Source organism: Thalassotalea mangrovi, assembly GCF_005116735.1.
In the GTDB taxonomy this organism is placed as follows: domain Bacteria; phylum Pseudomonadota; class Gammaproteobacteria; order Enterobacterales; family Alteromonadaceae; genus Thalassotalea_A; species Thalassotalea_A mangrovi.
Genome location: NZ_SWDB01000010.1, coordinates 106036 through 132014 on the forward strand (window position 1 = coordinate 106036; position 25979 = coordinate 132014).

Sequence of the window (25979 nt, forward strand, 5' to 3'; positions counted from 1 at the left end):
CTTTTATGGGATCAGGTGCTTTTTGAGATGGTTATTTATTATTGAAATTATTATTTTTAACACCGATAGAACTAATTATGGTTACTTGCTTGTCACAGAAAACATATTTTTAGCGGCATCACTAAAAAATAAAAATGGCGTTTTCTTAAATTTTCTGAATTTTCTTCCCATCGCTGAATGACGAGGTTTAACGGTAGGTACTTTGACACTAAAACTCTGTGCCCGACTGTTATCTGGCTGAGGCTTACTGTTAGCGAGCTCATAATAATGTTCAAATTTTTGTTGCACCTGATGCAATTGAGATAAAATTAGGCTGTTCTCTTGCTCTAACGTTTTCAGTCTTAATTCAAGTTTCGACTCGCTTTCATGATCAGTTTTTAGCTTTTCCTCCAAATGAGACTCCGTTAGATTTTGCTCATTGACTTCGGTAAGTTCTCGATTCAATCTGATATTTTCAGCATTCAGTAATTCATTTTGCTCAGTTACGCGCTCCAGGCGCACTTGTAACAAGCTCACTTGCGAACTCAATGCCTGATTAAGAGCATCTAAGTTATAACCGGCCGGTTCGCGACTCACTTTTTTATTGTTAAATTTCTTTTTTGTCATTTTATTAATGCCCTATGGCGTTTCAGGTTTTGGGTAGTAGAAAAAAGAACTCATCACCAGGATAAGTTGGAATTAAATCCCTATCACAACAGCTGCAGAAATGGCGATTTGATAAATAACCTGGAAGATATCCTTGGTAAGTTGCCACTCTTTCATATCTGGCTTTGCCAGAACGAAAATCTCATCGCCTGCCTCAACTAAGGTTTCTTTAGTTAACTGGCGGCCTTCAATTTTGACAAAATCGCCATTGGGCTTTTGCAGTAAAATATTAACGTTATCCCAATCGTCATTAGCACCACCGGCTTTAGCGATAAAATCTTCCACGCTCATATCTGCTTTAAACGCGATAGCTGTTGGGAAAAGCACTTCTCCGTGTACCATTACCAGGTTGCGCTTGCTCGGGATGACTACCTGGTCGCCTTGTTGCAGGATGATTTTATCCGGAGCATAGCCTTCAGACAGCAGCACCTGACCTTTAGGTTGCACCTGACGAGCTTTTTCAATCCATTGTAAGATAACTTTGGCTTCGGCTTCACGTAATTGCGCCGCTTCAACGGAGTTTGAACGCGCTGTCAAAACCGTCTGTTCCAGTGAGCTTAATGAAGCGTCTAACATTTCTTTTTGTCGACGAGCCACAGAGCGGCGAAACAGCTGGATAGCGCTGTCATTTGATAACTTGTTAAATTCGACCTTTTCCAGCAAATCAGCAAGGCTTGCGCCCCATGGCAACACCATTTCAAACTCGCTGTCATGCTCGCCAAGTACGTCGACACTAATACTGGTGGGTTTTAGTTGTGAAGAGACTTTGATTAATGCCCCAGGCTCAACGGCAATCGATGACAAATCGGTTTTGTTAAGCGGGTATTGCAACGCTTGTATTTCTTTAACTGCGCCGGTTTGAACCTTGTTGTGCTGAGGTTCAATGATGGTAATATGGGTGGCCTTATCATTTGGAATAACAGCTGCCATGACATCGGAAAGTTTTGCACTGGCTCGTTTGATTTCATACTTACCCTGAAACCCAACTTCGCCTTCAATTTCAACTTCACCCTGCTTTGGACCAACAAATATTACATCGCCATCTTGCAACTGCATGACCGGAAGTTCACCACGTTGCAGGAAATCATACAGGTCGATATCGTAGCGAAGTTCGTTATCACGTTTTACCTGAATATTACGCATGCTGCCGATGTCCTGACGCACACCACCGGCCAAATCAATAAAGCGAAAAATGCTATCAGCACTTTGGCCTTCATAAAGCCCTGGATTAGTCACCAGCCCGGATAGAAAGACCTTCACTTTCTGACTGGAAACTAAATTTACGTACGCTTCAACATTGGCTTTATAAACTCGCTGTACGCTCTTATTAACCAGCTCGTTAAGATCAGCGTTGCTGACTCCCAATACTTTGATTGGCCCGACTTTGGGAATAAAGATATTGCCGCGGGGATCTACGGTGAGGGTTTCCTGAAAGTTGACGCCGCCCCATAGCTGCACCAACAGTAAATCTCCCTGGGTAATTTTATAGTTAGGATTAATCGCAGAGAATGAAGTATCTTTGAATCCACCATTGAAAACCCAGTCACCGTAGAGGTTTTTTAGGTTACTTTGGTCTATCGTTGCTTTATTTTCATCCGTGGCACTTTGGGAAATGCTAATCGAGCTATGAGCAACCCCTGCATACAATGCCAAGCTTGTAGCAAGTAACAATGCCTTCATCATTCTTGATGTTCCTTTATTATTGTGTAAATCATGCGTCCGACTCCGTACATTAGGAGTAAAGAGACAAACCAGGTAATAATGCTGTAAATACGTCTTGGATATTTTTGTTCCTGTGCTAATGCTGGGTATTCAATCACCAATAAATGCTTGACCTTACCGTACGCATCCGCTCGAACTTTTTCCATATTGACCAACGCTGAAGTGTACAAATCAGCCGCCAACTCAGTCTTTAATTTAATCTCGGCAAAGTCCCGGTTTACTTTATTCAGCGACACCTGATCTTTTTCAGTCAATCGTGCCTGCTCCTGAGCAATTTGTGCTTTTAGCGATTCAATCCGAGTTTTTTTGGTGCGTACATCCACCGAGTCTTCGCGCATCACTACCAGAAGAGACTTTAATTCCGTTTGTTCTTTAATAAGTTCCATTTCCATCTGGTTAATCGCTTCAACCAGAGCGCCCCCCTGAACCTCAGGGCTATATAATTTGTAATCATCCTGAAATTTCACCAGATTGGTTTGTTGGGTTGAGAGTTGTTGATGAGCGCGGGCGATTTCCTGCTCAGCATAGTCTAGTTGCTGCTGCATCATCTTATGACTTAAGTCATTAATGAAGGATTCACTGATCGTTAGTAACTGGTTGGCTACCTGTAGTGAGTAGTCTTCATCGAATGTCTGTACCTCAATCAAAAGAACATCTGACATTTCATCATGAATCACCGTAATCCGTTTTTGATAATACTTGATGTACTCTTCATTCGAGCTGTTCTCATTGAGCCTGGAAAAGTAATCCCATTGAGAACTTTCAAAATGCGCTTTAAGATCAACCGTCTCATTCAGCTTCATTGCCATTTCCCTGGACTCAATAAACTTTTGCAAGATTAATGCATCGCGCATGGATGGCGAACTACCACCTAAAGCTGCTAACCCGCCAAGTGCCAGGTCATTACTTCCAGACTCTTTTACCACAAACTGAGTTTCTGAAACGTAGCGCGGACTTGCCAGCATTGAATAGTAAACAACGACCATTAAAGACGCGGCCAGGACAATGGCAAATGAACCAAATTTAGCCCAGGTGAGATAAAGGGTTTTTCGGGTGCTGACAAAAGCCTTCGAGTCGGCAACAAATAACTTAGGGTCGCGCTTTAGTTTGCGCACTTTACGCTGCAATGGCGTCAACTGATTAGCGGTTTGAGACATAACGAGTTTCGTATTCTTCTATGGCATCATCAAGGGAGTCAAAATAATGCAGTTGTTGGTTATATATCACCAGGCCAGCATCGCAGAATCGTTTTAATTCGGCGACAGAGTGGTTGACCATGATTAACTTGGTTTGGGCGTACTTTTCTTTCATTAACGCCTCACTTTTTTTCTTGAAATTGGCATCACCAACGGCAGACAGTTCGTCAATGAGTAAAACATCAAAGTTAAAGTCAAACCCCATGGTAAGCCCAAATGTCACGCGGGAGCGCATGCCACTGGAATAGGTTTTTACTGGCTCGTCAAAAAACTTGCCGATTTCGGCAAAATCACGAACTTTATTTTCGATCTCACGAGTATCTTTATACCCATGAATTCGAGCGACAAAACGAACATTTTCACGCCCAGACATCGATCCCTGTAAACCGCCCTGCAAACCCAGGGGCCAGGAAATGCGTTTATCCGAGGATATCTTGCCACGATTAGGCAAGTCGGCACCTCCCAGCATCCGAACCAGAGTTGATTTACCTGCACCGTTAGGACCTAGAATGGCGACATTACGATCGGTCGGCAATTCGATACTCACATCCTTTAAAATGTAATGCCGACCTTGTTTGGTTTTGTAATACTTACTTAAGTTTTCAAGCTTAATCATTGGGTAACAAACTTAAGACGATTAATTTGATAACTGCCTAGCCCTAATGCCAGACATCCCAACGATACCACAGATAGATAGGCCCAATCACCAACAGGTGTTTGATAACTAGAGAAAAACGCATCCCGACTTAATTCCATGACGTGAAATACAGGGTTCCAGTCAAACAGGAACCAGTACTTAGCTGGTATCATGGTCGCGCAAAAGAAAATTCCGGAAATAAAAAACATTGGCATCAAAACAATACTGAGTAGTTTTGGCGTATCTTCCCAATATATTGTCGCAGAACAAAGCGCCAGCCCAAGGCCAAGGCACATCACAACCAATAACAAGGTAGCAAGCAATAGCTTTAAAAAATCATCAGGAACTGCGTCGATACCTAACCAGGTTAAAATTAACGCTACCAGCAGGTAAACTACGACAAAGGCAACCAACTCAATCAATAATCTGGTAATTACCGGATCGATCGGCGCAACCTGGCGGTAACCAAATAAGGCTTTGTTAGAGGATACCGCAGCGGATAGCTGGGGTAAGAGTTTGGAAAACAACTTATAGGGTAAGATTGCGACTATTAAAAACAGAGAAATTGGTACACCGGTAATACTCTCCCGCCCAATCAATGTGAAAATAGTTGCCATAAACGCAACCTGAGCAATGGGGTCAAATAGAGCCCAGAAGTAGCCCAGCCGATTTGAGCCAAAGCGTGTTTTTACTTCACGAAGTAATAGCGCATTGACCGTGTCCGCCATGATTTGCCAGGAGTTTCTTTTTATCATCGACTGCTTCGAAATAATTACTGATAAAAACTCAACAGGCCGGATACCTTACCGGTACCATCAACCGCCAAAAGTTGCTTAATATGACTGTCACGCATCAGGTTCTCTGCTTCGATCACTTTGGCATCTTCATTGATGGTGATTGGGTCGGTTGACATTATGTCCTGAGCGACAACGGTGTTTAGGTTTTCGCCTGAAACTAAGGCTCGACGCAAGTCACCATCGGTAATAACACCGAGCAATTTATCGCCGTCGACCACGATTGCGATACCATGTTGTGATTTTGTCATCACCATAATGGCATGCTGCATCGGATCGTTTTTCGGAATAAACGGTAGGTTGTCTTTATGCATGACGTCTTTTACCCGAGTCAGTAATCGACGTCCTAAACTGCCACCAGGATGAAATTTAGCAAAGTCCTGTGGTTGAAAGTCACGCATGTGCATCAGACCGATGGCCAACGCATCGCCCAGTACTAATGTCGCAGTAGTAGACGTAGTAGGTGCTAACTCATTCGGGCACACTTCTTTTTCAATTTGTATTTCCAGGGCGATATCGCAGTTGCGAGCCAGTGTGCTTTCAGGATTGCCGGTAATTCCAACAATTTTATTACCAAATGCCTGCAGAGAAGGAACCAGCTTTAACACTTCATCGGTTTCGCCACTGTTGGTGATTAATACCACCACATCTTTGGCACGTAGCATGCCCAGATCACCATGAAAGGCTTCACCGGGGTGAATAAAAAACGATGGTGTTCCGGTTGAGGCAAGAGTTGCAGCGATTTTCTGACCGATAATACCGGACTTGCCCATGCCTGATACAACCACCCGGCCTGAACAGTTAAATAGCAGGTTCAGCACATCAATAAACGACTGACCAAGACCATTGGCCATGCGTTGAACCTGACGTGCTTGTTCAATCATCGTCTGCTGAGCCAGGATTAAAGCATCCTCTGCACTGCGATCCAGCTCGGGTAATTTAATCTCAAACTCTTCCATATTCACTCCTCTGTCTCAACTGGCTATCTAACACTTACACAACTCGCCGGCGACAGATTTCTATGCTCGTAAAACGCGCATAGGGAAATCCATGACTTCCCTATGCGATGATACCGGTAAGCAGCTTTATAGCCCTTTAAGTAAGCTTTTCCGCCCACTGTTGACAATGCTTGTTAATTAATCCGTAGGCCAATTCAAAAATTTCCTGGCTACGTTTATATGGATCCGGGACTTCCTCGTCGCCGTTCCATTTACCCAGCAGCATCGTCTTCCCGGATGCGGTTGGGTACTTAGTACGAATGGCATTGATATGCCGCTGCTCCATTGCCAGGATCAAATCCGCTTCAGCAACCATTTGTTCAGTAATCTGACGAGCCTGATGACCTTTAGTATCAATGCCATCTTGCGTCAATAACTGAGCCATACTCTCTTCAATGCCATGATCGATAACCGCACCAAGACCAGCCGAGGTAACGGATTTATTAGCCAGTTGTTGTTGCAATAGACGCTCTGCCGCAGGACTGCGGCAGATATTTCCAACACAAACGATGAGGATATTATTGAACATGGCCTTACTTTACATTCCGATTAGTTTTGGAAACGATCGACACTATCGCTTATATTTCGAATGGCGTTGAAGGTCGGGAACAGCTGAACTAATACTTTGTTCCAACGTGAAACCGGAGCAGATGTTACATACACGATATCCATCGGTTTCAATTCGAATTGGGTACTTAGGATAAGTGCCGCACCGTTGGATGCATCAAGTTGGTAAACATCCACTAACTTGTCCGCCTGCTGCGACGCACGCAATACAAAAATACCACTGGCGTCTGCGGTGGCTTCATTGATACCACCGGTGTTGTTCAGTGCTTCTGCCAGGGTTAAGCCTTCGCGATCGATACGCTGGGTAGTCGGTTGTTCCACATCGCCCATCACAAACACTTTTAATGCGTCGTTGCGTGGTACATGAATAATATCATTGTGTGACAACAAGCGGTTTTGGCTCATATCCCCTTTTTGATATAGAGCGTATAAATCCAAAACTTCTTCTTTACTGCCCTGCTCAGTGTTAGTGGTTAACACTACGGAACGCCAGTCGGCGTTTGGTCCCAGGCCACCTGAAGTATTTAAAGCATCCAGCAACGTCATCGGCACATTAGTGATTGGCAGTACGGTTGGCTGTTTTACTTCACCGGTTACAAACGTGCGTTGTGAACGGAATGCCGCGACTGACACATCGATTTGCGGCTTTTCGATATAGCGGCTTAAGCGCTCAGTAATCAAATCACGCACCCTGCTAACGCTTAACCCGGCTACCTTTACCTTACCTATGTATGGATAAAAGATGGTGCCATCAGCATGAACCACATTCCCCGCTTCACCGGCGGAACGGAACTGACCAGCAGGAATGGTTAATTCAGGATGATCCCAGACGGTAATGTTAAGTACATCACCATGCCCGATGATATAGCTGTAATTATTTACTTCAGCTTCTAATACTTTGTTTTGTTGAGCAACAGGCTCGGCGGCCTTAAGGCGATTAATGACGTCCGGCGTCATTAACATGGCATTAATTTTCTCGGAGATATCGAAAGATTTTTCCGCCTCATTGCGCTCGATATCGTCAACATGGCCACCAGGAACCAAACTACACGCCGATAAACCGGCCAACATCAGGGAAATTGTTACTGCTTTTAATTTGTTCATGTAAATTGTCTTTGTTTTAATTTTACTTCGACTTTGACCGACTAAAATACCATGGCTTTTTGGTCTTTGAAATAAGCTATGAGCACACTGCGCTCCGAGCACATTGCATTTCTAGCACGTTGCACTCCTAGCACATTACATTCCTAGCACATTACATTCCTAGCACGCTGTCGCTCCTAGTAGCTAGGCGTAATCTTTGATTGCATGCTAGGAATGATTTTCAATCATGTGCTAGGAACTAAATTTTCGATTTAGTGTGCTAGTAGCTTGTTTACCCACGCTTCCGCCCTTGGGTCTAGCTCCCAAAAGCGAAAAACTCTCCGCCTACAACGAAAAAGTTAGTAATAATAGCGCGCAGGTTTCAGGCTTGGTGCCTTTTCCAAGCGAATAAGGCTGTTCGTTGACAACCTTAGTCACCCTTTGGCACCTTTAGACACCAATAATTTTTAACAGTGACGATGCACAGCATCGACACTTAGTATTAAGGCTTCAGGTCTCAGAAAACCAAATACCATTGTCAAATTTCAGAAACCTGAAACCCGAGACCGGAGACCTTTTAAAAGCACCGAAACGCGAGCCTCGGTGCTTAGCTTGGCTTTTTGGCAGGATTAGCGCATCCCCCTGAGCCACATTTTATTTTTCGCAGATATGCGTAAACAACGGATTGATATAAATAGAAGTAAATCAGTGATACGGCGTGTTTAAATCACACCGAAGTTGATCTTTCGACAATTCCCTGTCGTTATGCGTACTCATCAGTACCTTAAACATTTTATAAGGTACTAATCCACAGCACATTAATCTTCTTTGTTATTTATCCAATGCTGTTACTGCTAGCATCCAGCGGGCATGCAAAACACGCTTTACCCCACTTGTTTTTGGTACTAACTGGCTGTTGTTTTTATTGGAATGCCGTTAATAACAAATTCAGAGTCCTTGCTCTAAAACGAAAAAAATTATAGGGAAATTGCGTACAAATTGCTACCAAAAAATATGTAAATGATTGCAGTGAAATGTGTTTTTAGGGTTGACTTTTGAGGAAAGTCAAAGGGCGGATAACTGGAAGAGTTATGGTCGAAGTGGAAGGTGGAAGATGCTCTATAGCATACTGCGTTTCTAGCACAATCCATTTCTAGCACGCTGATAAACTAGATCCGGGCATGCAATCGAAGATTGTGCCTAGCAAAAATCAAAGAGCGAGATCCCGGCCGTCGCCGGGATGACCAAGTGTAAGGCTATTCGTTGTCACCGACGCTAGTCTGTCACCGTAAATGCGACAGCGAGAGCATTTAATCCACCATCGAAGATTACCTCTTCAACAGTAGCGATGCGTCAGCATTGCTACTTGGCTATCAAATCCTTTGCTACCTTCTGCAGGGCCGCAGGAAGTTCGTCATATTTAACCACTTTAAAACCTTTGTCTTTATATGAAGTGACACCTCGCCCTACCGCATGGGCAAGCTCTTTATTTTTTTCATCAAGAATGGCAAAGCTTTGGTTTTCCAATACCAGTTTACGAGGCGCTCGCTTGGTAGGTTGGGCTTTTGCCGGTTTAGCAGGACCATTGCCGACTAAATCCGCCAGATCAAAGCCTTCATTTTTTAATGCATTTAATAATTTTTGTGATGGTAGTTTTAATTTATTGGCAGCCGATGTTAATACTTTTTTCGCCTGTATTTTTTCTTCAACGGATAGTTTATTTAATTCCGCTGATAATAATTTTTCATTGATTAAAACATTTTTAATTAAAGTCATGGCTCGCTCATTTTTATTAATATTTACAATAAATTAAAAGTAATAAAAAAAAGGGAGAAAAGCAAAAAGGAAAAGAACAAGCATGGGATTATAAATCCCTCCTGGCACATTTCATTTCTAGCACACTGAGAAAAGGCATGGCTTCGAGTTCACCGAAAGCAATTTCGGTTCCGGGTACGGGCAGACAACACCCTGCGAGTTGCCTACACGGATGTAGGTATGCAGAATCACAGGAGGGCATGATTCTGCTAAGAGCCGCTTTAACCCGAAGCGATTATTTTCATCTCGTACCCGGAGTAACGTATTTTGTTACGTACCCGAAATAAACCTCTGGTTTATGTTCCCGGAATGTCGCATGCGACATATACCCTTCATTCCTGGCATGCAATCGAAGATTGCGCCTAGCAAAGCAAAAGCTAAGCTGTAAGCCCTAAGCTATAAGATGCCGAGATAAGAGCAAGAATTATGGTGGAAGTGTGAGGTGGAAGACGGCTTTTCTTCCGCCAGCGAAGCTAGACACTTCCACCTTCCACCGGATTTCACTTTCCCGTCATTTCCAGCCACGACTGGAAATCTAAGGGTTAAATTGTAGAGCGAGATCTCCATTTCCACGGAGATGACGGCTTAACGTTTGTTTGGGCTTTAGGTCTCGGAGGCCCATAAGTTTTGTTCAAGCGTACGGAAACCTGAAACCCGAAACCGGAGACCTTAAGTGTTCGGTAAAGCCGCCAGCTTTTTATACCCACTCATTTCCAGGTCGTCATTGACGCACTCAAGAAGATAGCGGTTCATGTCAGCAGCTGACACTTCATCTTCTTCTGCGTAGATTTTGCAGGTATCAACGACTTGTTCTACATAGCTAAGCGGCGCTTCTTCGCTGTACTCAACTTCATAACCTTCTTCGGCGGTTGCACTAAAGGCGATTAAAGCGAATACACTGCTGATTATTGTTTTTTTCATCTTGTTATCCTGTTCAGGGCCTTAGCCCTATAATTCTAAATCGTAATAAAAGGAACTTAACTCTTTATCCAGCTGCCGTTTTTCAAGAATTGAATCCAGCTTGCGCTTGGTCTTCAATTTGGTTCTGGCTGACTTTTTCAATGTCTGTTTGTTCTTACTGCCGTAGGCGATTTCAAATCCTGCAAGGCCGGTGCCTTGATACTCATCATCGTCATCATAATCAGCATCATAGTCATCGTCATAGTCGTTACTGTTCATCATGTTTCCTTAACAAAATTCACCATTGAATTTTCTGTGAATATAGTTTTGAAAACAGGTAGTTGGAAAGCAAATAATTTTGGGTTTGACGATAAAAAGAATTTGTTGACGGGGAAACTTATGTTTGGCGTTTCCCCTCTAAGGTTTCCGGTTTCAGGTCTCAGGTTTCGGAGGGCGAATGGCCTTCGATTACGGTGGAAACTTACCTTCGGCGTTTCCACCTATAAGGTCTCGGGTTTCAGGTCTCTGGCTTCAAACGGCAATCGCATTTGCTCAAGATATATTGCGGCAACCTGAAACCTGAGCCCCGAGACCTGAAAGTTAAAAGGCCACTGGCCTTTTAATTTTCGAATTTTTTTATTAAACCGGCTAGCATTCGGGCTATTTGATCAATATCTGTAACGCTTTGCCGGTAAAATTTTTCATCGATGTAAGCTACTTTTACTCCAATTAGGATCTGCGTTTTCAGTTCTGCAAGAGAAGCACGGGCAATAACTAAAAACCTGAGCTTATCTTTTGCCGATGCCCGTTCCATCCCTTCAGCGATATTACTGGCAACAGAAAGACAAGAACGAGTTAATTGATCCCGGTAATTAAAATCTTTTAATGCACTAGTTGATTTGTATACCTGCACAGCAAATTCACAACTCTTTTGCCAGACTTTTAAGTTCTCGTGACGCATAAAACCTCTCCCAGAATAACCCTGATGATTGAATGAAAAGTTAATTCTAAGTCGAGTAGAGAAATTATTAATCGATAGGCGCCGAGGCCAATAAAAAGGGAGAGTGAACAGAAGATCCGGAGACGAAAAAAATAAAAGCGAAGCGATTAGGTTGCAGGTTTCGGAGGGCGAATGGCCTTAGTTCAAGGTTTCAGGTTTCAGGTTTCAGGTTTCGGAGGGCGAACGGCCTTATAAGTTATTCAAAAGACAGAGTTATGGTGGAAGTGGGAGGTGGAAGATGCGCTATGGCACACTGCGTTTCTAGCACGCTATCGCTCTTGGCACGCTGATAAATCAGCTCCTGGCATGCAATCGGAGATTGCGCCTAGCAAAGCAAAAGCTAAGCTGTAAGCCCTATGCTATAAGATGCTGAGCTAGAGCAAGACTTATGGGGGAAGTCGAAGGTGGAAGTGTCTAGCTTCTATTCCCCCAGCGAAGCTGGACACTTCCACCTCCCACTTGAACCAAGGTTTCCGTCATTTCCTGCTACGACAGGAAATCTTAGTTACTGGCATTTATTTATAAAACTACTTTAACGCAGAAGAAAAGCTAACTTAAGCGCCGACGTAAACTTCTGAGACCTGAAACCGGAGAGCTCAATTAGGCATTCGCCCTTGCAATATTAGATTTAATTTAGCTATTCTGAAGTTTCACATACCTACAATGCTATTCAAGGACGGAATAATGAGCTGGGCATTTATTGATTACGAAAATATCGGTTGCTTAAGTAAGCTAGATTTATCAACGTACGAAAAAGTTATTGTTTTTGCTGGAGCCAAACAACCAAAACTGGATTTTGGTGATAAAAAATACGAGCACCCAATCAATTTAGTATTAATCCAAATTAAGGCGTCCCAGGCGAATAATCTGGACTTCCATTTAGCCTACTATCTTGGCAAGTTTGATAACGAAGCGAAGGCTGATGTAAGTTTTGACGTAATAAGCAATGACAATGGATTTTCTCCATTAATTAGTCATATCACTAAATCGGGCAGAAAATGCAGGCAGGTTAAATTAGCGAATACTGATAAAGACTTTGAAAGACTGATTGTTAGTTTATCGTCAAAGCCAAAGGATAAGCGCCCCAAAAAAGTGGTAAGTTTGAAAAATCACATTGCTTCACATATGAGCATAAAAGGCAACGAAGTAGCCATTCAAAATCAATTAAACCGACTAGTAAACGCCAAATTTGTAACACTTAACGATACAGTCGTAGAGTATAAAAAATAGGGTTTCAGGCCTCTGTTCCAAGGCCTTAGACAAGTTTCTGAAACCTGAGACCTGAAACCGGAGACCTCTATAGTCCGAAAAACGTGAGGAATATCGTTCAGTTGAAAGTAAACTCCTGAGACCTGAAACCGGAAACCCCGATATTCCGACAAACGAGAGGTATATCGATTAGTCAAACACACAATACTCCGCATATGCGCCAGCTTCTTTTGCCGACCAGTCACCTTTAGATTTGGCATCCATCTCGGCGCACCACTCTTCCCTACCGACCTCGCAGATTACCTTGTACTCCATCGATTCCAGCTCTTTGGCATACACTTCTGGATTTGATTCGATGGTTTCACAGCGAATTCTTTCGCGCTCTTTTTCATTCTCCTCTTCGGTCATAAAACCGGTCAGGAAAAAGAAAGTAATAACAACCAGGATGATATGTTTCATTATTAAGCTCCTCAGTAGTGACTTGAAAAAGCTTAGCAGAAGAAAAAGATGACGCAGCATTGTATGCTGCGCCTGGTGTCAAAGAAGAATCGAGATTCTTCTCGGTGTCAATTCGAAATTAGATTTCGAACGGTGTCAAAGACCAAGGCCTTTGGTTGTCAGCTTTAGTCACCCTTCGACACCTTTAGTCACCTTGCTCTTTGTCAGCTTTAGTCACCCTTCGACACCTTTAGACACCCAGCTTTTTATGACTCACATCACCTGCATTCTCCTCCAGAGACCACTACTTAACCTCTAAGTTCTCTGCCTTTCAGAATCTCGCAAAAAATTTCAAACAACCAATGTCATAATTATTCTCAGCTATTAAATCAAAATACAGAGAAAGTCATGTACCATGAAAAATTAAAGGTTTGGCAACACAGCTTCGAGCTTTCTGTCAAAATTTATGCGGAATGCGAACACATATCGAATTGGGGGTTTCGCGATCAAATCACTCGCTCAGCTTTATCAGTGCCGAGTAATATAGCGGAAGGGATTGAGAAGCCAACTCTGAATGATAAGAAAAAATTTTTATATATCGCAAAAGGATCATTAGCGGAGTTTAAAACTCAGGTGATGGTCGGCGAAAGAATACAATACCTTGAACCCGAAGTGGCTACCCACTTAAAAAAGGAAATAGAGGTTATTGATTTTATGCTAACACGGCTAATTAGTTCGTTAGCTAAGAACTATCGGCCAAAAGGGTGACCAAGCAGAATCAAGGTTCTGCTCGGTGACAAAGGACAAGGCTTTTGGTTGTCAGCTTCAGTCACCTTTAGACACCTTTAGGCACCCTGCTCTTCGACACCTCTAGGCACCCTGCTCTTTGTCACTTTCTTTAACACCATGCTGAAACAGCGCTTATTACCACCTCCCACCTCCCTCTTAACACCATGAAAGTTATGACAATTACCTTTTCTTATTAGCTTGGCCTGCTTTATGCATCAGTACCTACGATTTCGTAGTTAGGTGCTTTTAAAGTAGTTAAGTATCTTAAGAACAATTAATTGACAGGACGTCCTATTATTTTTGGAGTTCTAACATGAGCAAGCTTGCAACACTTTTGAAAGTAACCTTACTTTCAACCATCCTATCTGTGCCATTCATGGCAAATGCAGAATTAATCAAACTTCTGGATTTCACCGAAACCAAGCCAAAAGACGAAGGTGCCGTACCTGGCGTATTCACTTTTGAAAATCTGGCCGGTATCGAGGGCTTTAGCGTTACCTTCACCACCAACACCGGTGCCGATCACTGGCTGGACGCAGGTTCAGGCCTGGGCATCTGCCCACTGGACGATTGCAATAGTAATCCGGAAGACAATATCAATGTTGGTGAAGGGTTAACCTTTGAATTTACCCTAGATGGCGAGCCCTATGTCGTGGTGGATTTCACCATGCTATTTGTCGGCCATGACAATGAAGGCGGTATTTCCGACTCAATACTGTTGCTTCAGGACATATCCGAACGCAGCATCACCAATGCCACGCCAACAACGCAATACTCAGTCGACCGTGACACCTACTATTTCGTTGTTGTTAGCGGCGAAGTATATTTAGGTTCAATCTGGATTGATGACAGTGCGGTGCCGCCAGAAGCGGTCCCAGAGCCAGGTAATATCCTGTTGTTCTTGACCGCCATCGCAGGCCTGATCGGTTCGAGAAAACTGAAGAGCAATAAGTAAGAGTTAAGGTGGAAGTGTGAGGTGGAAGACGGCTTTTCTTCCCTCAGCGAAGCTAGACACTTCCACCTCCCTCTCAGTTTTAGTTTCCCGTCATTTCCAGCTACGACTGGAAATCTCTAACTGAGATAAAGAGCGAGATCTCGGTCTAAACCTGGATGACGACACGCAAAGCGATTTGTTGTCAGCTCTAGTCACCCTTCGACACCTTTGCCTTAACAGTGACGATGCTCCAGCATCGACACTTAGGGCTCAGGTTTCAGGTCTCAGGTTTCGGAGGGCCAAATGCCTTCACTAACCGGATGAGGCTATTGGTTGACACCTTTAGTCACCCTTCGACACCCGTTTTTTTTCCATTCAGCAAAGGGGATAATTAATTTGCTACCCTTATTAACACGAACGTTATTGCCAACTTTATTAGTCTTTACCCTGTTTACAAACGCAGCGTTCGCACAATACGTTAAAATTTTGGATTTTTCAGACACTGATAAAGCTGACGAGAAAGCCCTGGGAAACGAATATGTGTTTTCGAATGATTTAATTAAGGTTTTAACAGTCACGTTTAAGACCTCACCTCAAAGTACTTTCTGGTTAGATAGCGACTCAGGGCTTGGCATTTGTACATCCAGCAACTGCAAAAATAACCCCGATGATGGTATCACTGAGGGAGAGTGGTTCGAATTTAGCTTTTCAGTTGGTAACTTCCCATTTTTCGCCGACGATATTCTATTAGTATTTACTGGTCATGAAACATATAACGGCATTGAAGCTGGCGAGATTCGGGTTTCAACTGGCCAGATATTTCAAATAAGCAATGTAAACAGTACCGCCAAAATAACCGGCGCGAAAAACGGATATCGTGTTGACTTCCTTTCAGGTGATATGTACCTGGAGTCCCTATGGATTTTCGATAACCCATTGCCCCCTACAGAATCCATTCCCGAACCAAGTAATCTTATGCTGTTCATCACGGCGTTGGGAATCATGTCTAGAGTGAGAAGGCGAAAGCCTTGAGAGTTATATGGTGGAAGTAGAAGGTGGAAGACGGCTTTTCTTCCCGCAGCGAAGCTAGACACTTCCACCTCCCACCCGGTTTAAGTTTCCCGTCATTTCCAGCTACGACTGGAAATCTCAAGCCAAAACTTAAAACGCGAGATCTCCATTTACACGGAGATGACGAAGTTAGCCGCTCTAACCCGAAATAATTCTTTGGATTATGTTCCCGGAGCAACGTTGTTTGTTGCGTACCCGAAATAAATCTTTGGTTTATGTGCCCGAAGGAATGTTTACATTCCGTACCCAAACTATCGCTCGCGATACCTACCCTTCCCGCTAGGCGCAACCTTTGGTTGCATGCTAGGAACGATTTTCAATCGTGTGCCAGGAGCAAAGTTTTCAACTTTGCGTGCTAGAAGCTAGCTCTAAAGCCAGGGGCTACTGAGCTAGGGCCTTTAGAGCGCGACGCGCTGACCATTTATAATCGCTACCGCGATTTTGCCTTCTTTACTAAACAAGAAGCTCGCTGGTTTGTGGAGTTGTGGACGCTCTGGCAACGCCTGTTTCGTTTTTACAACGGGTAAGTCCGTAGCGATTTCTAACATTTCATCGTTATCAATAAAGTAACTAAACCCTTGCGATAATAGCTGCTTATATTGTTCCGTGCTCAAGGTTAACGTTTCGCTGACTTCAAAACCTTTGATTGGCAATAGTTGATACCCTGACATATCGAACATATTGAAAGCATTGCCGTGACTAATATCGCCTATCTCGGCAATGCTGGCCCGGTCAAGTTTACGGCCTAAGTTCAGACTGATATCGACAAGATATTGCTTATTCTCCAAACTATCCTGGCTCTCCTTGTCGAAACCTACCGATACATTTTTCACTAACACATCAACAATGCCCCGGCTTTGATTCATCGGGATAGCCTCATACTTAGCGATGGTTTCGTTTACATACTGCTTTTGCGCGATGGCATCAATCGATTGCACCAACATCATAAAGGTTAACCACCGGGCCACCTGTCGATTTGGATCATTATGATGACCGCCAGATTCAATCAATGTGGTTGCAATACCTTTGCCGGAAAATAAATCGCCAAAAGAACGATACGAGTAGGTATCATCATAGCGGCCAACGTTTCCTGGATGCTCTTTCTGAATGCTATCGTTTAATAGCCCAATTAACTTCATGGCATTTCGGCGTGCAACGTTGAGATCTTTTTCATCATTAAATGCCGGCGCTAATACCGAGATGGTAGCCGGTTTGTCACTCTCGCCGGTGGTATAAAATCGATTTTGATCATGTAGGTTAAAGCCAAACTCAGGCTGAATGGAATCTGCTAATTTAAGTAAAACCCTGCCCTCCGGAGTTTGTAAACGCTTTGCATCACGATTAATATCAATACCTTGTGCGTTAAAGCGCGACTCCTGCTCTGCCCCGTCTGGATTAACCATAGGTACAATATGCAGGGTTAATTCGTCCTTCCAACTTTGAAACCACTGCTGATTTCCTGGCGCATCAATATAGTTGATTAAATCAAATACACTGGCGGTGGCCGTCGGTTCATCACCATGCATCTGCGACCACATAAACACATGGCGGTTACCTTCCCCAACCTGGATGTGATAAATCGGTTTTGCTAAAAAAGACTTACCCACCTCGGACACCTTAAAGCGAGGATTCTCCGGTAACGCTTCGATCAGTGGATATATATCGGTCGGATAAATAGTGTGTTTATCAAAACTCTCTTGCTTTAATGTTTGATATTGGCTTTTAAGCGCTGCAATCGAGTCAGCCGCCCCAATTTGCCCGTTTGCTGTGACACCTTTTGGAGCGTTTGCGGCGCAGCCACTCAGAAGTAACAACCCTATGACTGTAATTATAAATTGTCTCATTTTTAATAAACCTATCGACCAGTTACCTGATAATTGCACACATTTAATCATAAAGATGTTATAAATAAAATATTCCAAATATGGGTAAAACAAGAATATTTTATAAACCTTCTCAGACTTGCATAAAAACAAAGGTAGTTATCATGAAACTAATGACGCGCTCGGCATTAATCGCCCCACTTCTGCTGCTGGCAAGCTGTTCCAGCAACGCGGAAAAGAACGCCGTAAAGCCCTATAAGCCATTAACCGTGGATTTAATTTCCGTTTCCAGCTCGTATGATGAAACCAAAGTCGACTCGCTAAAAGAAAACCTGGAAATGCTGGGTATGAAGGTTAACACCCGGTATTTCGACCAAACCATATCCGATTTGGGGTATGTGAATTTAGATGATAACCGGGTGACGTCGTTAATTAACGCCATTAAGGCACCCGACAGCGACCTGGTGTGGTTTATTCGCGGTGGCGCCGGTGCCCTTAATTTATTACCGGCATTAGAGCAATATACAGACGAATTAAAACAGCACCCAGCCAAACCCATTATTGGTTACAGTGACGTGACGGCGATTCATCACTTTTTAAACAATATTGTTGGCTGGCCATCGGTACATGGCATCGTTGCCGCATATAACAGTGAAATTGAGGCTATGTCTGATGAGCCAAAACTTCCAGAAAAAGAAGACACATCGAACGCCAGGGAAAGCATCGCCAGATTGCATCAGTCCTTGTATGAAGGGGTGTATTATGACCGACTATTGCCGTTAAATGATGCCGCAAAACAAGGCGTTTCCGGTGAACTCAGAGGCGGCAATTTAACCTTGTTTCAGGCCACCATTGGCACCCGCTATGAAGCGGATTTAACTGACAAAATTTTAGTGTTGGAAGATGTCAATGAAGGCTATCGAAAAATCGATCGTGTCCTGCACCAGCTAGAATATGCCGATAACTTAAATGCCGCTGGCGTGGTGTTTGGCCAGTTTCATAGCATTGACGCCAACGACGCCGAGCGCTTAATTTATAAAACCGTACTGGAAAACTACGCTAAGCGGGTTTCCATTCCGGTCTACTACTACCCCTACATTGGCCACGGCTTTTACAATCGCCCGGTATTCCTTGGCAAAACCGCAGAGTTAGCCTGCGCCGGTAAAAATTACTGTTCCTTAAAACAAGAAAAGCTGCTTAGCGAATAGGAGTCATCATGAACAAACGTATATTCTCAACACTGATTCTCATGCTTACCGTAGCGGGGTGCTCTGCAAATGCCTACACTTCTGTGCCAGAAATTGAAATCGTTAAAAAGCCGGTTATTTTCGACCTGGAGCGTGAGCAATTATCGTTAGAGTACCTGAAACAGCGTCATGATATCGAAACTGACAAGGCGGTGATCGACCCGAAAATGATCGTCGTTCACTATACCGTGATCCCAACCCTGGAAGGCACGATGCAAGCCTTTAACGAGCCTACATTGCCAGACTTTCGAGTGCAGATAACCGGTGCTAGCTCGTTAAATGTATCGTCACAATTTGTGGTTGACCAAGATGGAACGATTTATCAAATATTGCCAGAAGAAACCACTTTTGCCCGTCATGTCATCGGTCTGAACTACTGTGCTTTTGGCATCGAAAATGTGGGTGGCGACGAAAACACACCGCTTACCCAAGCGCAATTAGACGCCAATGTTCAGTTAATCAAATACCTCAAAAACAAATACCCTGAAGTGGAATATTTGATCGGCCACCAGGAATCTAATCAATTCAGGGGCCACCCGTTATTTAAAGAAACGGACCCCAACTACAGTACAGAAAAAAGCGATCCCGGAACCGAGTTTATGGCACAACTGAGAGCGCAGCTAGAAGCGCTGAAGCTATCAGGGGTGCCAGAATAGAGGGAAAACCGAAGGTGGAGGGTGGAAGTGTGAGGTGGAAGAGGAGCTGCTAGCACATTTCATTCCTAGCACGTTTCACTCCTAGCACGCGTACGCTCCTAGCGGCTAGGCGCAAGCTTTGCTTGCATGCTAGGAATCAAATCTTAGGTTTGATGTGCTAGGAGCAAAATTTTTAATTTTGCGTGCTATGTGCTCAGGTTAAATCTTACCGCTTATAGCTCAAGGCTTACAGCCAGTTATCACAGTTTTGTCGCCCTAAAATTGCGGTGATAATTACCTTGTTACTTACAACGCGAAAATAAATACTGTCTGGTTTATGTATAAACCGCCTATAACCTGGTCGAATATGATCGACAGTTGGGCATAAAAAAGGGTCTTAGGCAATTTTTTCAAAGGCATCAAATAAACTGTGGTAGTACTTATCAGCTAATGTTTCACCAAACTCTTCAAACCCAAAACGATAAATGCGAAATAGATCTTCCTTGGCGTTTTGAGTGAGTTCGTACTTATGCATTTACTTAAGTTTTTCCTTAAACTCTTTCAATATTTCTTCTTTAGATTGATCAACCGAGCCACTAATTTCTGATAGAGCTAATTTTTGATTAATCATATCAGCACGGCGGGCCTGGCGAATCAAATCATTGATAAGTTCACTCTTGTTACTGTACTCGTGATGAGTAGATATTTGAGATTTCAGCCACTCATCATTTGGTTCAGTCAACGTGATACTTTGTCTTGCCATAATAATACCCTCTAAGTACAGCTCGCAACGATGCACAACTGGTGTAAATATACACCTGAAAAATTAACCTGTAAATCTTAGAACGAAGTGCAAGCAACTAGCACGCCTGACGAGAGGAAGGTGGAAGTGTGAGGTGGAAGAGGAGCTACGAGCACATTAACATTCCTGACACGCTGATAAAAAGCATTGGTTTCGAGTACACCGAAAACAATTTCGGCTCCGGGTACACAAAATCAAGATTTTGTTCCGAGTACGGGCAGACAACACCCTTCGAGTTTAGAGCCGCTTTAACCCGAAGCGATGATTTTCATCGCGTACCCGAAATAAACCTCTGGTTTATTTACCGTAGTGTCGTTGAGACATGTACCCTTCGTTCCAGGCATACAAGCGAAGATTGCGCCTAGCAAAGCGAAAGCTAGGCTGTAAGCTGTTAGCTGTAAGCACTAAGCTATAAGATGTAAAGCAAGGGCAAGGGCATGACTAATGGTGGAAATATGAGGTGGAAGACGACTTTTCTTCCCCCAGCGAAGCTAGACACTTCCACCTCCCACCCGAGCCATGGTCTCCGTCATTTCCAGCCACGACTGGAAATCTCAGGCTGAATTAAAGAGCGGGATCCCGGTCTCGGCAATTGAATCGATTGTCAGTTCCGGACACAATCGATATACCACCGTCCATGGCGGCATCCCTACATTGCCCTAATAAGTTACGTCCATGTAACGACAGACAAATTCTGCATACCAACATCCTTGTCGGCAACCCGAAGTGACGCATTCAGTCACGTACCCTTCCCGCTAGGCGCAACCTCTGGTTGCATGCCAGGAACGATTTTCAATCGTGTGCCAGGAATCAAATCTTTGATTTGGTGTGCTAGAAGCTTGTTTTTTAGTTTGGCGTGCCAGAAGCTCGACTTACAGCTTATAGCTTATAGCTTCAAACCATCGTAGTTAATCACATATCGAGTGCTTCGCCCGCCCGCATCTGAACGTTTCAGGCAACCTTTTTCAAATAGCAACGTCAGATCTCTGGTTGCGGTAGCTTTACTCACCTTCGCCAGACTTTGGTATTTTGACGCATTAATACCATCGACAAACTCATCACCATAGTTATCAAGTAGCCGATTCAAAACCTTAATTTGCCGCTCAGACAAAACAGTTTGACTGTGCCGATACCAATACTTAGATTTCGCCAATACTCGTTCAATCCTGACCATGCCAGACTCTAACGCATCGATTAACACATCCAGAAACCAATCAAGCCAACTGGTGATATTTAACGGAGACCTTCCTGATTGTTGCGATTGAGCTTTAACATTTTGGACTTTTTCTAACTGGTCATAATACTCGCCTCGGCGAGTTTCAATCGCCGCACTCATCGAATAAAAACGAGTCGATGTATCTTCTACCTGAGCAAGTGCTCGATCGGTTATCGCCCTTGTCAAACGACCATTGCCGTCACCAAAAGGATGCAAGGTTACAAACCATAAATGAGCAATACCAGCTCGAATGGCTCCGTTACCAGCCAAAGGTTGATTAAACCAATTTAAAAATGCATCAATTTCCGCATCTAACAATTCTCGTCCAGGAGCTTCAAAATGTACGATTTGACGACGTCCCTGTTGTGATATGACTTGCATCGGCTCTTCCCCCCGTAACTCTCCAACAATCAACTTGTGAAGAAGTGGGGTTTCCGGAAACAAAAGACTTTGCCATTTACATAGCTGCTTCACGGACAAAGACGATGACAGATTTTCCGTAGCGTCAACCAACATTTCAACAAGTGCTTCCGTTTGTTTTGTAGCACCAGTCATACCCGCCTTATTTAGGCCAAGGTGCCTGGCAACAGAAGACCGCACCGAACCAACATCGAGCATTTCGCCCTCTATCGCTGACGTTCGAATCGCGTTCTGGATAAGAGCATCCATCTGAGCCTCTTTGTCAACTGACTCAGGCATGTCCTGCACTTGCCCTAACAATCTAGTTTGCAGTATTTCAATATTAGCCAGCTTACTTTCAAGCTGTTTTTTGTCATACTCAAACTGAGGCCAACCCGCTGCCTGCCATATGTACATATCAAATTCCTCTCCCAATGAGCCGATTAGCGACACCTATTCGGCTCACACCGTGAGCCATATATTAAGAAATAATCGGCTCACAAGCAAATGAGGACGCTGGAGAAAAGCGAGTGTTAGGTGGAAGTCTAAGGTGAAAGGTGGGAGAGGACAAAAGCACACTGCGTTTCTAGCACGCTGATAAATCAGCTCCTGGCATGCAATCGAAGATTGCGCCTAGCAAAGCGAAAGCTAGGCTGTAAGCTGTAAGCTGTAAGCTGTAAGCCTTAAGCTATAAGATGCAGAGCAAGAGAAAGAGCAAGACTTATGGTGGAAGTGTGAGGTGGAAGACGACTTTAATTCCCCCAGCGAAGCTAGACACTTTCACCTTCCACCTGAACCAAGGTCTCCGTCATTTCCTACTTGATAGGAAATCTCAGCCAAATTTAGTGGAGCTTAACCGACTTTCGCAGTCGATTTAGCTTCATGTCATTACTGCGTTCCGTAAAATACCAGGCGGTATGTTCCCTCATTGCTTCTGAAGCCAGCTTTTGCATCACTAATACTTTTTTCGATTCGCTTTCACATGAGTCACTTATCCAAGCCTTCGCGCGTTTAAATAACACCAATAACGACTCATAATTCTTATAATTAGACTGGTAATTATTGTACTCCAGCCAAAACGCTGCGGCTCCACTCGTCATCAACAACATTTGAATGGTAAAAAGCATAATACTTTGGATCGTGTCCAGGTATGGATGCCCATGCAAAAAAGGCCCCTGGGTTAGTAAATGCAGGCCACCAAAAAGCGCGGCATACCCCAGGCATTTACTTGGATATTTAGAAAGCGTCTGATAAGCCTGTTTCGGTTTTTTACTTGATACCAGTTTCCACTTAATCCGACCCGATATTTGTAAGCGACTCTCAAAAAAAGCAATTTGCTCATCTAACCAATCAGTCCTTGCAGCATTAAAATCCTTTCCATTGTCCGCATGAGAAATCTTCCATTGATTGAATAGGTCACTATAGGATAGCGTTTGTAACAACACAGGAAGACGTAACCTTTGCTCTCGAGAAATGTAAAGTTCTGCGTGGGCCGAGTCACTCACTTGATTCAAGCTATCCTTTATTCGCAAAGCTTCTGCGATACATCTAGCCAATTGATATTTGCTCTTATACAGAACCTTACCAGCTCGTTCACGCAGGAACATAACCCAAAGCAATATGAGCAATACTAATATGTTCATGACTATCCCGAGGATGCTTCCCACGGTAAAAGTAAAAAGCTCGTAAGACAGAAACGTAAAAACCACCGAAACGTAAAAAGTTACAAGTCGCTTTTTATATCGAGATTGAAAATAGATCGCAGAATTATCAGCGACATCAAAAACTTTATTCGATGAACCTTCCGATTTATTAATCGGGTTTTCATTCTGATATTCACATGCATTTAAGTTAAATAGCTCAATTTGCTGCTGTAATAATCTAGCTTCCCTAGTTGTAATCTTTTCATCATGTCCTTGCTCTGTTGACACGGCATGGGTAATAGCACCCAACAATTTTTGCCTGGGAAATAAATTGCTGTCGACCACATGAAATTCAGAGAGTATAGAAGACCTGTTCTCGGCCTCGCCAAATGTTGGAGTGTGAATATAATGGACAACACCCAATGGGCCGCCTTCAAACTCATCAAAAGGCAAAATTTCCTCTGGCACGCCAGAAAGATCAAGCCCTTTTGTTTCAGCACACTTCAATCGAACCACATCTGCGGTTCCGCCGAGGCCGCGACTCGCCAAGCCATCCCACATGGCAATCACCACGTTACAGTATTTCGCAAGAAACGCGCCTTGATTTAGGTACAATTGATTTCGAGCAAGGCCATATTGACGATCTTTTAATGCGCTTCGGTAATCGTCATCCAACAGTCCATGCGGTACAACTATGCAATTTGGCCGATAGCGTGCATACTTTTCTACCAGCGCGTCACGACCAAACTCAGGGGGACACTCGTTACTTCCTTCGAAATCAATCAACATCGCTTCATAGGGCATCGCCAGACATGGAACGACCTTGACGAAATTCTCGTCCCAGCTAAGCTCTTGAATCAACTCTTCTACGACATCAATGGCCAACAAGTCTGCCCCTTGCGCAAATCCGGATAGCAGCCATATCGGTGTATGCTTTTCCACTTTGTTTCGCCAATACAAAAGCGCTTGTCGAAAGTCTCCTCGCAAGGTGCCCAGTTGCTCGCCACTGGGTAACAGACGATGTCCGGTTACACCGATAATAAAAGGTAATTTATCGTTATTAATTAACTTACTCATTTCACTAAACCACAACGAAAGACTTAATCATATTTACTCGTTACAACGCCACACCCTGAAGGCGACTAAAACGAGTTTGAAGTTGAAAAACCGTCTCTTCGTTCGACTCATGATTTAAACTATATTTTGCGGCAAAGCCGAACTGCACAGGTTTAAGCAACTTGCTTTTAGTCGCACTGCTCACAATCGTCTCTTGACTGTATAAACGAAAATCATCCAGAGTCAGGCGATTGAAATGACCTCTTGGAGGCAAGGTTATGTTCAAATGATTAATAGTTTCATTTTTATCACCAATGTATAGCGATAAACTATTGAGCGTAATGAAATGCTCACTGAGATTTTCAAGTTCAATGTTGGAACTATTTTCCCCTCTGCGAATGCTAATGTTTTTATCTATCACCTTCGGGGCTATGTGAAATTGATAGTTTCTGGCAGCAGTTATTTGATAGGTGACTGAATCGATATTTGTGTTTTCCTGAACACGCCATTCCTGCTCACAACCAGTCACATCATACTCATAAGAATTTAAATCCTCACATTCAATTTTCAACATTCCGCCAGATATTAGCGTATCTATCTGACGTTTTGATTCGTGTTGGAACTCCTCAAATTCACTCCATGAAAAGTCGTAATCTATTTCACCAGAAATGGGACTGGCTAACACCACTTTTACACTCGGTATTTTATTTAATAATCCGCTATCATCCCGGACACTCACCCTAGTTCCAATAGAAGCATTCAGTAACTGCGCTTTTTCTATTAATCTATCATTTGCTAATTGAAGTTGAGAATGATTGTCAGCCAACTGCGCCTGGAGTCTTTCGAAAAATGCTTTTCGATCGAACTTATGTAGTAGTATTGTGACTTCTCGGTTAAAAGCCTCTTGGTCAAATTCTGTGGTGTAGTATGCGGCGACACCGGCCCCTAACGTAAGACTTCCGAAGACAATGTTTCCAAGAATATTTTTTCCAATATCGTCTGCATCTACCTTCTTTTTGCGAAATAAGGCTCGCTCCAAGTCACAATTCTTGATCTGTTCAATAGGTAACATGCCAGCTGCGCAATCATTCACTCTGGTCGAAAATGTATGAGACAGGTCATTCAACTTAATCGCATCAAAACCGCGCTTAAAGCTATAGTTACCAAAGTAATAGGTTCCTGCCTCATCCCGCTTGACTTCGACGTAAACAGGTACATGAGAAAGATAATGCTTAGAATCTATGGAAGGGTCACTGGAGAGCAATGTCGGCACTTTATTTTGTGTTGATGTTGTACAGCCGCTAAGCACTATTAGAAACAGCAATACCCATATCTGATTAAACTTCATGTAACATCCTTA

General features: G+C 43.4%; 25 protein-coding genes. 6 read left to right on the plus strand and 19 right to left on the minus strand.

The window, feature by feature from the left end:
* Nucleotides 1-81: 81 nt before the first annotated feature.
* From E8M12_RS05605 to E8M12_RS05660, 12 genes are all read right to left on the minus strand, one after another.
* On the minus strand, nt 82-606 hold the full coding sequence (locus E8M12_RS05605; RefSeq protein WP_136735113.1) for a hypothetical protein: 525 nt from the start codon (nt 604-606) through the stop codon (nt 82-84).
* A gap of 72 nt (nt 607-678) precedes the next feature.
* Nucleotides 679-2328: a polysaccharide biosynthesis/export family protein gene (locus E8M12_RS05610; RefSeq protein ID WP_136735114.1), complete on the minus strand. Its 1650-nt coding sequence runs from the start codon at nt 2326-2328 to the stop codon at nt 679-681.
* On the minus strand, nt 2325-3524 hold the full coding sequence (locus E8M12_RS05615) for a KpsE/RkpR family capsule polysaccharide export protein (protein ID WP_136735115.1): 1200 nt from the start codon (nt 3522-3524) through the stop codon (nt 2325-2327). Before E8M12_RS05615 ends, E8M12_RS05610 begins: the two co-directional genes overlap by 4 nt.
* Nucleotides 3508-4179 carry an ABC transporter ATP-binding protein gene (locus tag E8M12_RS05620; RefSeq protein WP_136735116.1) on the minus strand — a complete coding sequence of 224 codons (672 nt, stop codon included), beginning with the start codon at nt 4177-4179 and terminating at the stop codon, nt 3508-3510. The genes E8M12_RS05615 and E8M12_RS05620 overlap by 17 nt, the downstream gene beginning before the upstream one ends.
* The gene (locus E8M12_RS05625) at nt 4176-4955 is read right to left on the minus strand and encodes an ABC transporter permease (protein ID WP_136735117.1); all 780 of its coding nucleotides are present in this window, start codon (nt 4953-4955) and stop codon (nt 4176-4178) included. The genes E8M12_RS05620 and E8M12_RS05625 overlap by 4 nt, the downstream gene beginning before the upstream one ends.
* 17 nt (nt 4956-4972) lie before the next feature.
* A complete protein-coding gene (locus tag E8M12_RS05630; protein WP_136735118.1) occupies nt 4973-5953 on the minus strand; it encodes a KpsF/GutQ family sugar-phosphate isomerase in 981 nt (326 codons plus the stop codon).
* 136 nt (nt 5954-6089) lie between these two features.
* On the minus strand, nt 6090-6521 hold the full coding sequence (locus E8M12_RS05635; protein ID WP_136735119.1) for a low molecular weight protein-tyrosine-phosphatase: 432 nt from the start codon (nt 6519-6521) through the stop codon (nt 6090-6092).
* Nucleotides 6522-6541: 20 nt separating this feature from the next.
* Nucleotides 6542-7663, minus strand: coding sequence for a polysaccharide export protein (locus tag E8M12_RS05640; protein WP_169303046.1), 1122 nt, complete (start codon nt 7661-7663; stop codon nt 6542-6544).
* A 1341-nt stretch (nt 7664-9004) separates the two neighbouring features.
* Entirely contained in the window at nt 9005-9418 is a 414-nt protein-coding gene (locus E8M12_RS05645; RefSeq protein ID WP_136735120.1) for a hypothetical protein, read from the minus strand.
* A gap of 708 nt (nt 9419-10126) precedes the next feature.
* Nucleotides 10127-10378 carry a hypothetical protein gene (locus tag E8M12_RS05650; protein WP_136735121.1) on the minus strand — a complete coding sequence of 84 codons (252 nt, stop codon included), beginning with the start codon at nt 10376-10378 and terminating at the stop codon, nt 10127-10129.
* A gap of 27 nt (nt 10379-10405) precedes the next feature.
* Nucleotides 10406-10639 (minus strand): PA3496 family putative envelope integrity protein, encoded by a 234-nt coding sequence (locus E8M12_RS05655; RefSeq protein ID WP_136735122.1) that lies wholly within the window; start codon nt 10637-10639, stop codon nt 10406-10408.
* Between the two features lie 337 nt (nt 10640-10976).
* Nucleotides 10977-11318 (minus strand): four helix bundle protein, encoded by a 342-nt coding sequence (locus E8M12_RS05660; protein WP_136735123.1) that lies wholly within the window; start codon nt 11316-11318, stop codon nt 10977-10979.
* Between the two features lie 723 nt (nt 11319-12041).
* Here E8M12_RS05660 and E8M12_RS05665 point away from each other — a divergent pair.
* Nucleotides 12042-12587, plus strand: coding sequence for a PIN domain-containing protein (locus tag E8M12_RS05665; RefSeq protein WP_136735124.1), 546 nt, complete (start codon nt 12042-12044; stop codon nt 12585-12587).
* A gap of 168 nt (nt 12588-12755) precedes the next feature.
* On the opposite strand, the gene E8M12_RS16455 is transcribed toward E8M12_RS05665, so the two are convergent.
* Nucleotides 12756-13025: a DUF3012 domain-containing protein gene (locus E8M12_RS16455; protein WP_246034027.1), complete on the minus strand. Its 270-nt coding sequence runs from the start codon at nt 13023-13025 to the stop codon at nt 12756-12758.
* A gap of 387 nt (nt 13026-13412) precedes the next feature.
* Here E8M12_RS16455 and E8M12_RS05675 point away from each other — a divergent pair, with 387 nt between their 5' ends.
* From E8M12_RS05675 to E8M12_RS05685, 3 genes are all read left to right on the plus strand, one after another.
* Nucleotides 13413-13772: a four helix bundle protein gene (locus E8M12_RS05675; protein ID WP_136735125.1), complete on the plus strand. Its 360-nt coding sequence runs from the start codon at nt 13413-13415 to the stop codon at nt 13770-13772.
* A 334-nt stretch (nt 13773-14106) separates the two neighbouring features.
* Nucleotides 14107-14748: a PEP-CTERM sorting domain-containing protein gene (locus E8M12_RS05680; protein ID WP_136735126.1), complete on the plus strand. Its 642-nt coding sequence runs from the start codon at nt 14107-14109 to the stop codon at nt 14746-14748.
* Nucleotides 14749-15150: 402 nt separating this feature from the next.
* Nucleotides 15151-15759 (plus strand): PEP-CTERM sorting domain-containing protein, encoded by a 609-nt coding sequence (locus E8M12_RS05685; protein WP_136735127.1) that lies wholly within the window; start codon nt 15151-15153, stop codon nt 15757-15759.
* A gap of 437 nt (nt 15760-16196) precedes the next feature.
* Here the strand turns inward: E8M12_RS05685 and E8M12_RS05690 are convergent, their stop codons facing one another.
* Nucleotides 16197-17642, minus strand: coding sequence for a M14 family metallopeptidase (locus E8M12_RS05690; RefSeq protein WP_169303047.1), 1446 nt, complete (start codon nt 17640-17642; stop codon nt 16197-16199).
* A gap of 143 nt (nt 17643-17785) precedes the next feature.
* Between E8M12_RS05690 and E8M12_RS05695 the strand changes: the two genes are divergently transcribed.
* Together E8M12_RS05695 and E8M12_RS05700 are read left to right on the plus strand one after the other, a co-directional pair.
* Entirely contained in the window at nt 17786-18829 is a 1044-nt protein-coding gene (locus tag E8M12_RS05695; protein WP_169303048.1) for an LD-carboxypeptidase, read from the plus strand.
* Between the two features lie 8 nt (nt 18830-18837).
* Nucleotides 18838-19524 carry a peptidoglycan recognition protein family protein gene (locus tag E8M12_RS05700; protein WP_136735130.1) on the plus strand — a complete coding sequence of 229 codons (687 nt, stop codon included), beginning with the start codon at nt 18838-18840 and terminating at the stop codon, nt 19522-19524.
* Nucleotides 19525-19900: 376 nt separating this feature from the next.
* Here E8M12_RS05700 and E8M12_RS16460 read toward each other — a convergent pair whose 3' ends face one another.
* The 5 genes from E8M12_RS16460 to E8M12_RS05725 form a co-directional block, all read right to left on the minus strand.
* Nucleotides 19901-20038, minus strand: coding sequence for a type II toxin-antitoxin system RelE/ParE family toxin (locus E8M12_RS16460; protein ID WP_246034028.1), 138 nt, complete (start codon nt 20036-20038; stop codon nt 19901-19903).
* A complete protein-coding gene (locus E8M12_RS05710; RefSeq protein ID WP_136735131.1) occupies nt 20039-20266 on the minus strand; it encodes a ribbon-helix-helix domain-containing protein in 228 nt (75 codons plus the stop codon).
* Between the two features lie 925 nt (nt 20267-21191).
* Nucleotides 21192-22337, minus strand: coding sequence for a Fic family protein (locus tag E8M12_RS05715; protein WP_136735132.1), 1146 nt, complete (start codon nt 22335-22337; stop codon nt 21192-21194).
* Nucleotides 22338-22762: 425 nt separating this feature from the next.
* Nucleotides 22763-24640, minus strand: a complete 1878-nt coding sequence (locus E8M12_RS05720) for a hypothetical protein (protein ID WP_136735133.1) — start codon at nt 24638-24640, stop codon at nt 22763-22765.
* 40 nt (nt 24641-24680) lie between these two features.
* The gene (locus E8M12_RS05725; protein WP_136735134.1) at nt 24681-25967 is read right to left on the minus strand and encodes a hypothetical protein; all 1287 of its coding nucleotides are present in this window, start codon (nt 25965-25967) and stop codon (nt 24681-24683) included.
* Between the last annotated feature and the right edge of the window lie 12 nt (nt 25968-25979).

Coding starts and splice junctions, on each gene's coding strand:
- E8M12_RS05695 (WP_169303048.1), top strand. CDS start 17,786: ATGAAACTAATGACGCGCTCGGCATTAATCGCCCCACTTCTGCTGCTG.
- E8M12_RS05655 (WP_136735122.1), bottom strand. CDS start 10,639: ATGATGAACAGTAACGACTATGACGATGACTATGATGCTGATTATGAT.
- E8M12_RS05635 (WP_136735119.1), bottom strand. CDS start 6,521: ATGTTCAATAATATCCTCATCGTTTGTGTTGGAAATATCTGCCGCAGT.
- E8M12_RS05615 (WP_136735115.1), bottom strand. CDS start 3,524: ATGTCTCAAACCGCTAATCAGTTGACGCCATTGCAGCGTAAAGTGCGC.
- E8M12_RS16460 (WP_246034028.1), bottom strand. CDS start 20,038: ATGCATAAGTACGAACTCACTCAAAACGCCAAGGAAGATCTATTTCGC.
- E8M12_RS05700 (WP_136735130.1), top strand. CDS start 18,838: ATGAACAAACGTATATTCTCAACACTGATTCTCATGCTTACCGTAGCG.
- E8M12_RS05630 (WP_136735118.1), bottom strand. CDS start 5,953: ATGGAAGAGTTTGAGATTAAATTACCCGAGCTGGATCGCAGTGCAGAG.
- E8M12_RS05645 (WP_136735120.1), bottom strand. CDS start 9,418: ATGACTTTAATTAAAAATGTTTTAATCAATGAAAAATTATTATCAGCG.
- E8M12_RS05725 (WP_136735134.1), bottom strand. CDS start 25,967: ATGAAGTTTAATCAGATATGGGTATTGCTGTTTCTAATAGTGCTTAGC.
- E8M12_RS05605 (WP_136735113.1), bottom strand. CDS start 606: ATGACAAAAAAGAAATTTAACAATAAAAAAGTGAGTCGCGAACCGGCC.
- E8M12_RS05625 (WP_136735117.1), bottom strand. CDS start 4,955: ATGATAAAAAGAAACTCCTGGCAAATCATGGCGGACACGGTCAATGCG.
- E8M12_RS05680 (WP_136735126.1), top strand. CDS start 14,107: ATGAGCAAGCTTGCAACACTTTTGAAAGTAACCTTACTTTCAACCATC.
- E8M12_RS05640 (WP_169303046.1), bottom strand. CDS start 7,663: ATGAACAAATTAAAAGCAGTAACAATTTCCCTGATGTTGGCCGGTTTA.
- E8M12_RS05690 (WP_169303047.1), bottom strand. CDS start 17,642: ATGAGACAATTTATAATTACAGTCATAGGGTTGTTACTTCTGAGTGGC.
- E8M12_RS05620 (WP_136735116.1), bottom strand. CDS start 4,179: ATGATTAAGCTTGAAAACTTAAGTAAGTATTACAAAACCAAACAAGGT.
- E8M12_RS05650 (WP_136735121.1), bottom strand. CDS start 10,378: ATGAAAAAAACAATAATCAGCAGTGTATTCGCTTTAATCGCCTTTAGT.
- E8M12_RS05715 (WP_136735132.1), bottom strand. CDS start 22,337: ATGTACATATGGCAGGCAGCGGGTTGGCCTCAGTTTGAGTATGACAAA.
- E8M12_RS05665 (WP_136735124.1), top strand. CDS start 12,042: ATGAGCTGGGCATTTATTGATTACGAAAATATCGGTTGCTTAAGTAAG.
- E8M12_RS05660 (WP_136735123.1), bottom strand. CDS start 11,318: ATGCGTCACGAGAACTTAAAAGTCTGGCAAAAGAGTTGTGAATTTGCT.
- E8M12_RS16455 (WP_246034027.1), bottom strand. CDS start 13,025: ATGAAACATATCATCCTGGTTGTTATTACTTTCTTTTTCCTGACCGGT.
- E8M12_RS05720 (WP_136735133.1), bottom strand. CDS start 24,640: ATGAGTAAGTTAATTAATAACGATAAATTACCTTTTATTATCGGTGTA.
- E8M12_RS05710 (WP_136735131.1), bottom strand. CDS start 20,266: ATGGCAAGACAAAGTATCACGTTGACTGAACCAAATGATGAGTGGCTG.
- E8M12_RS05675 (WP_136735125.1), top strand. CDS start 13,413: ATGTACCATGAAAAATTAAAGGTTTGGCAACACAGCTTCGAGCTTTCT.
- E8M12_RS05610 (WP_136735114.1), bottom strand. CDS start 2,328: ATGATGAAGGCATTGTTACTTGCTACAAGCTTGGCATTGTATGCAGGG.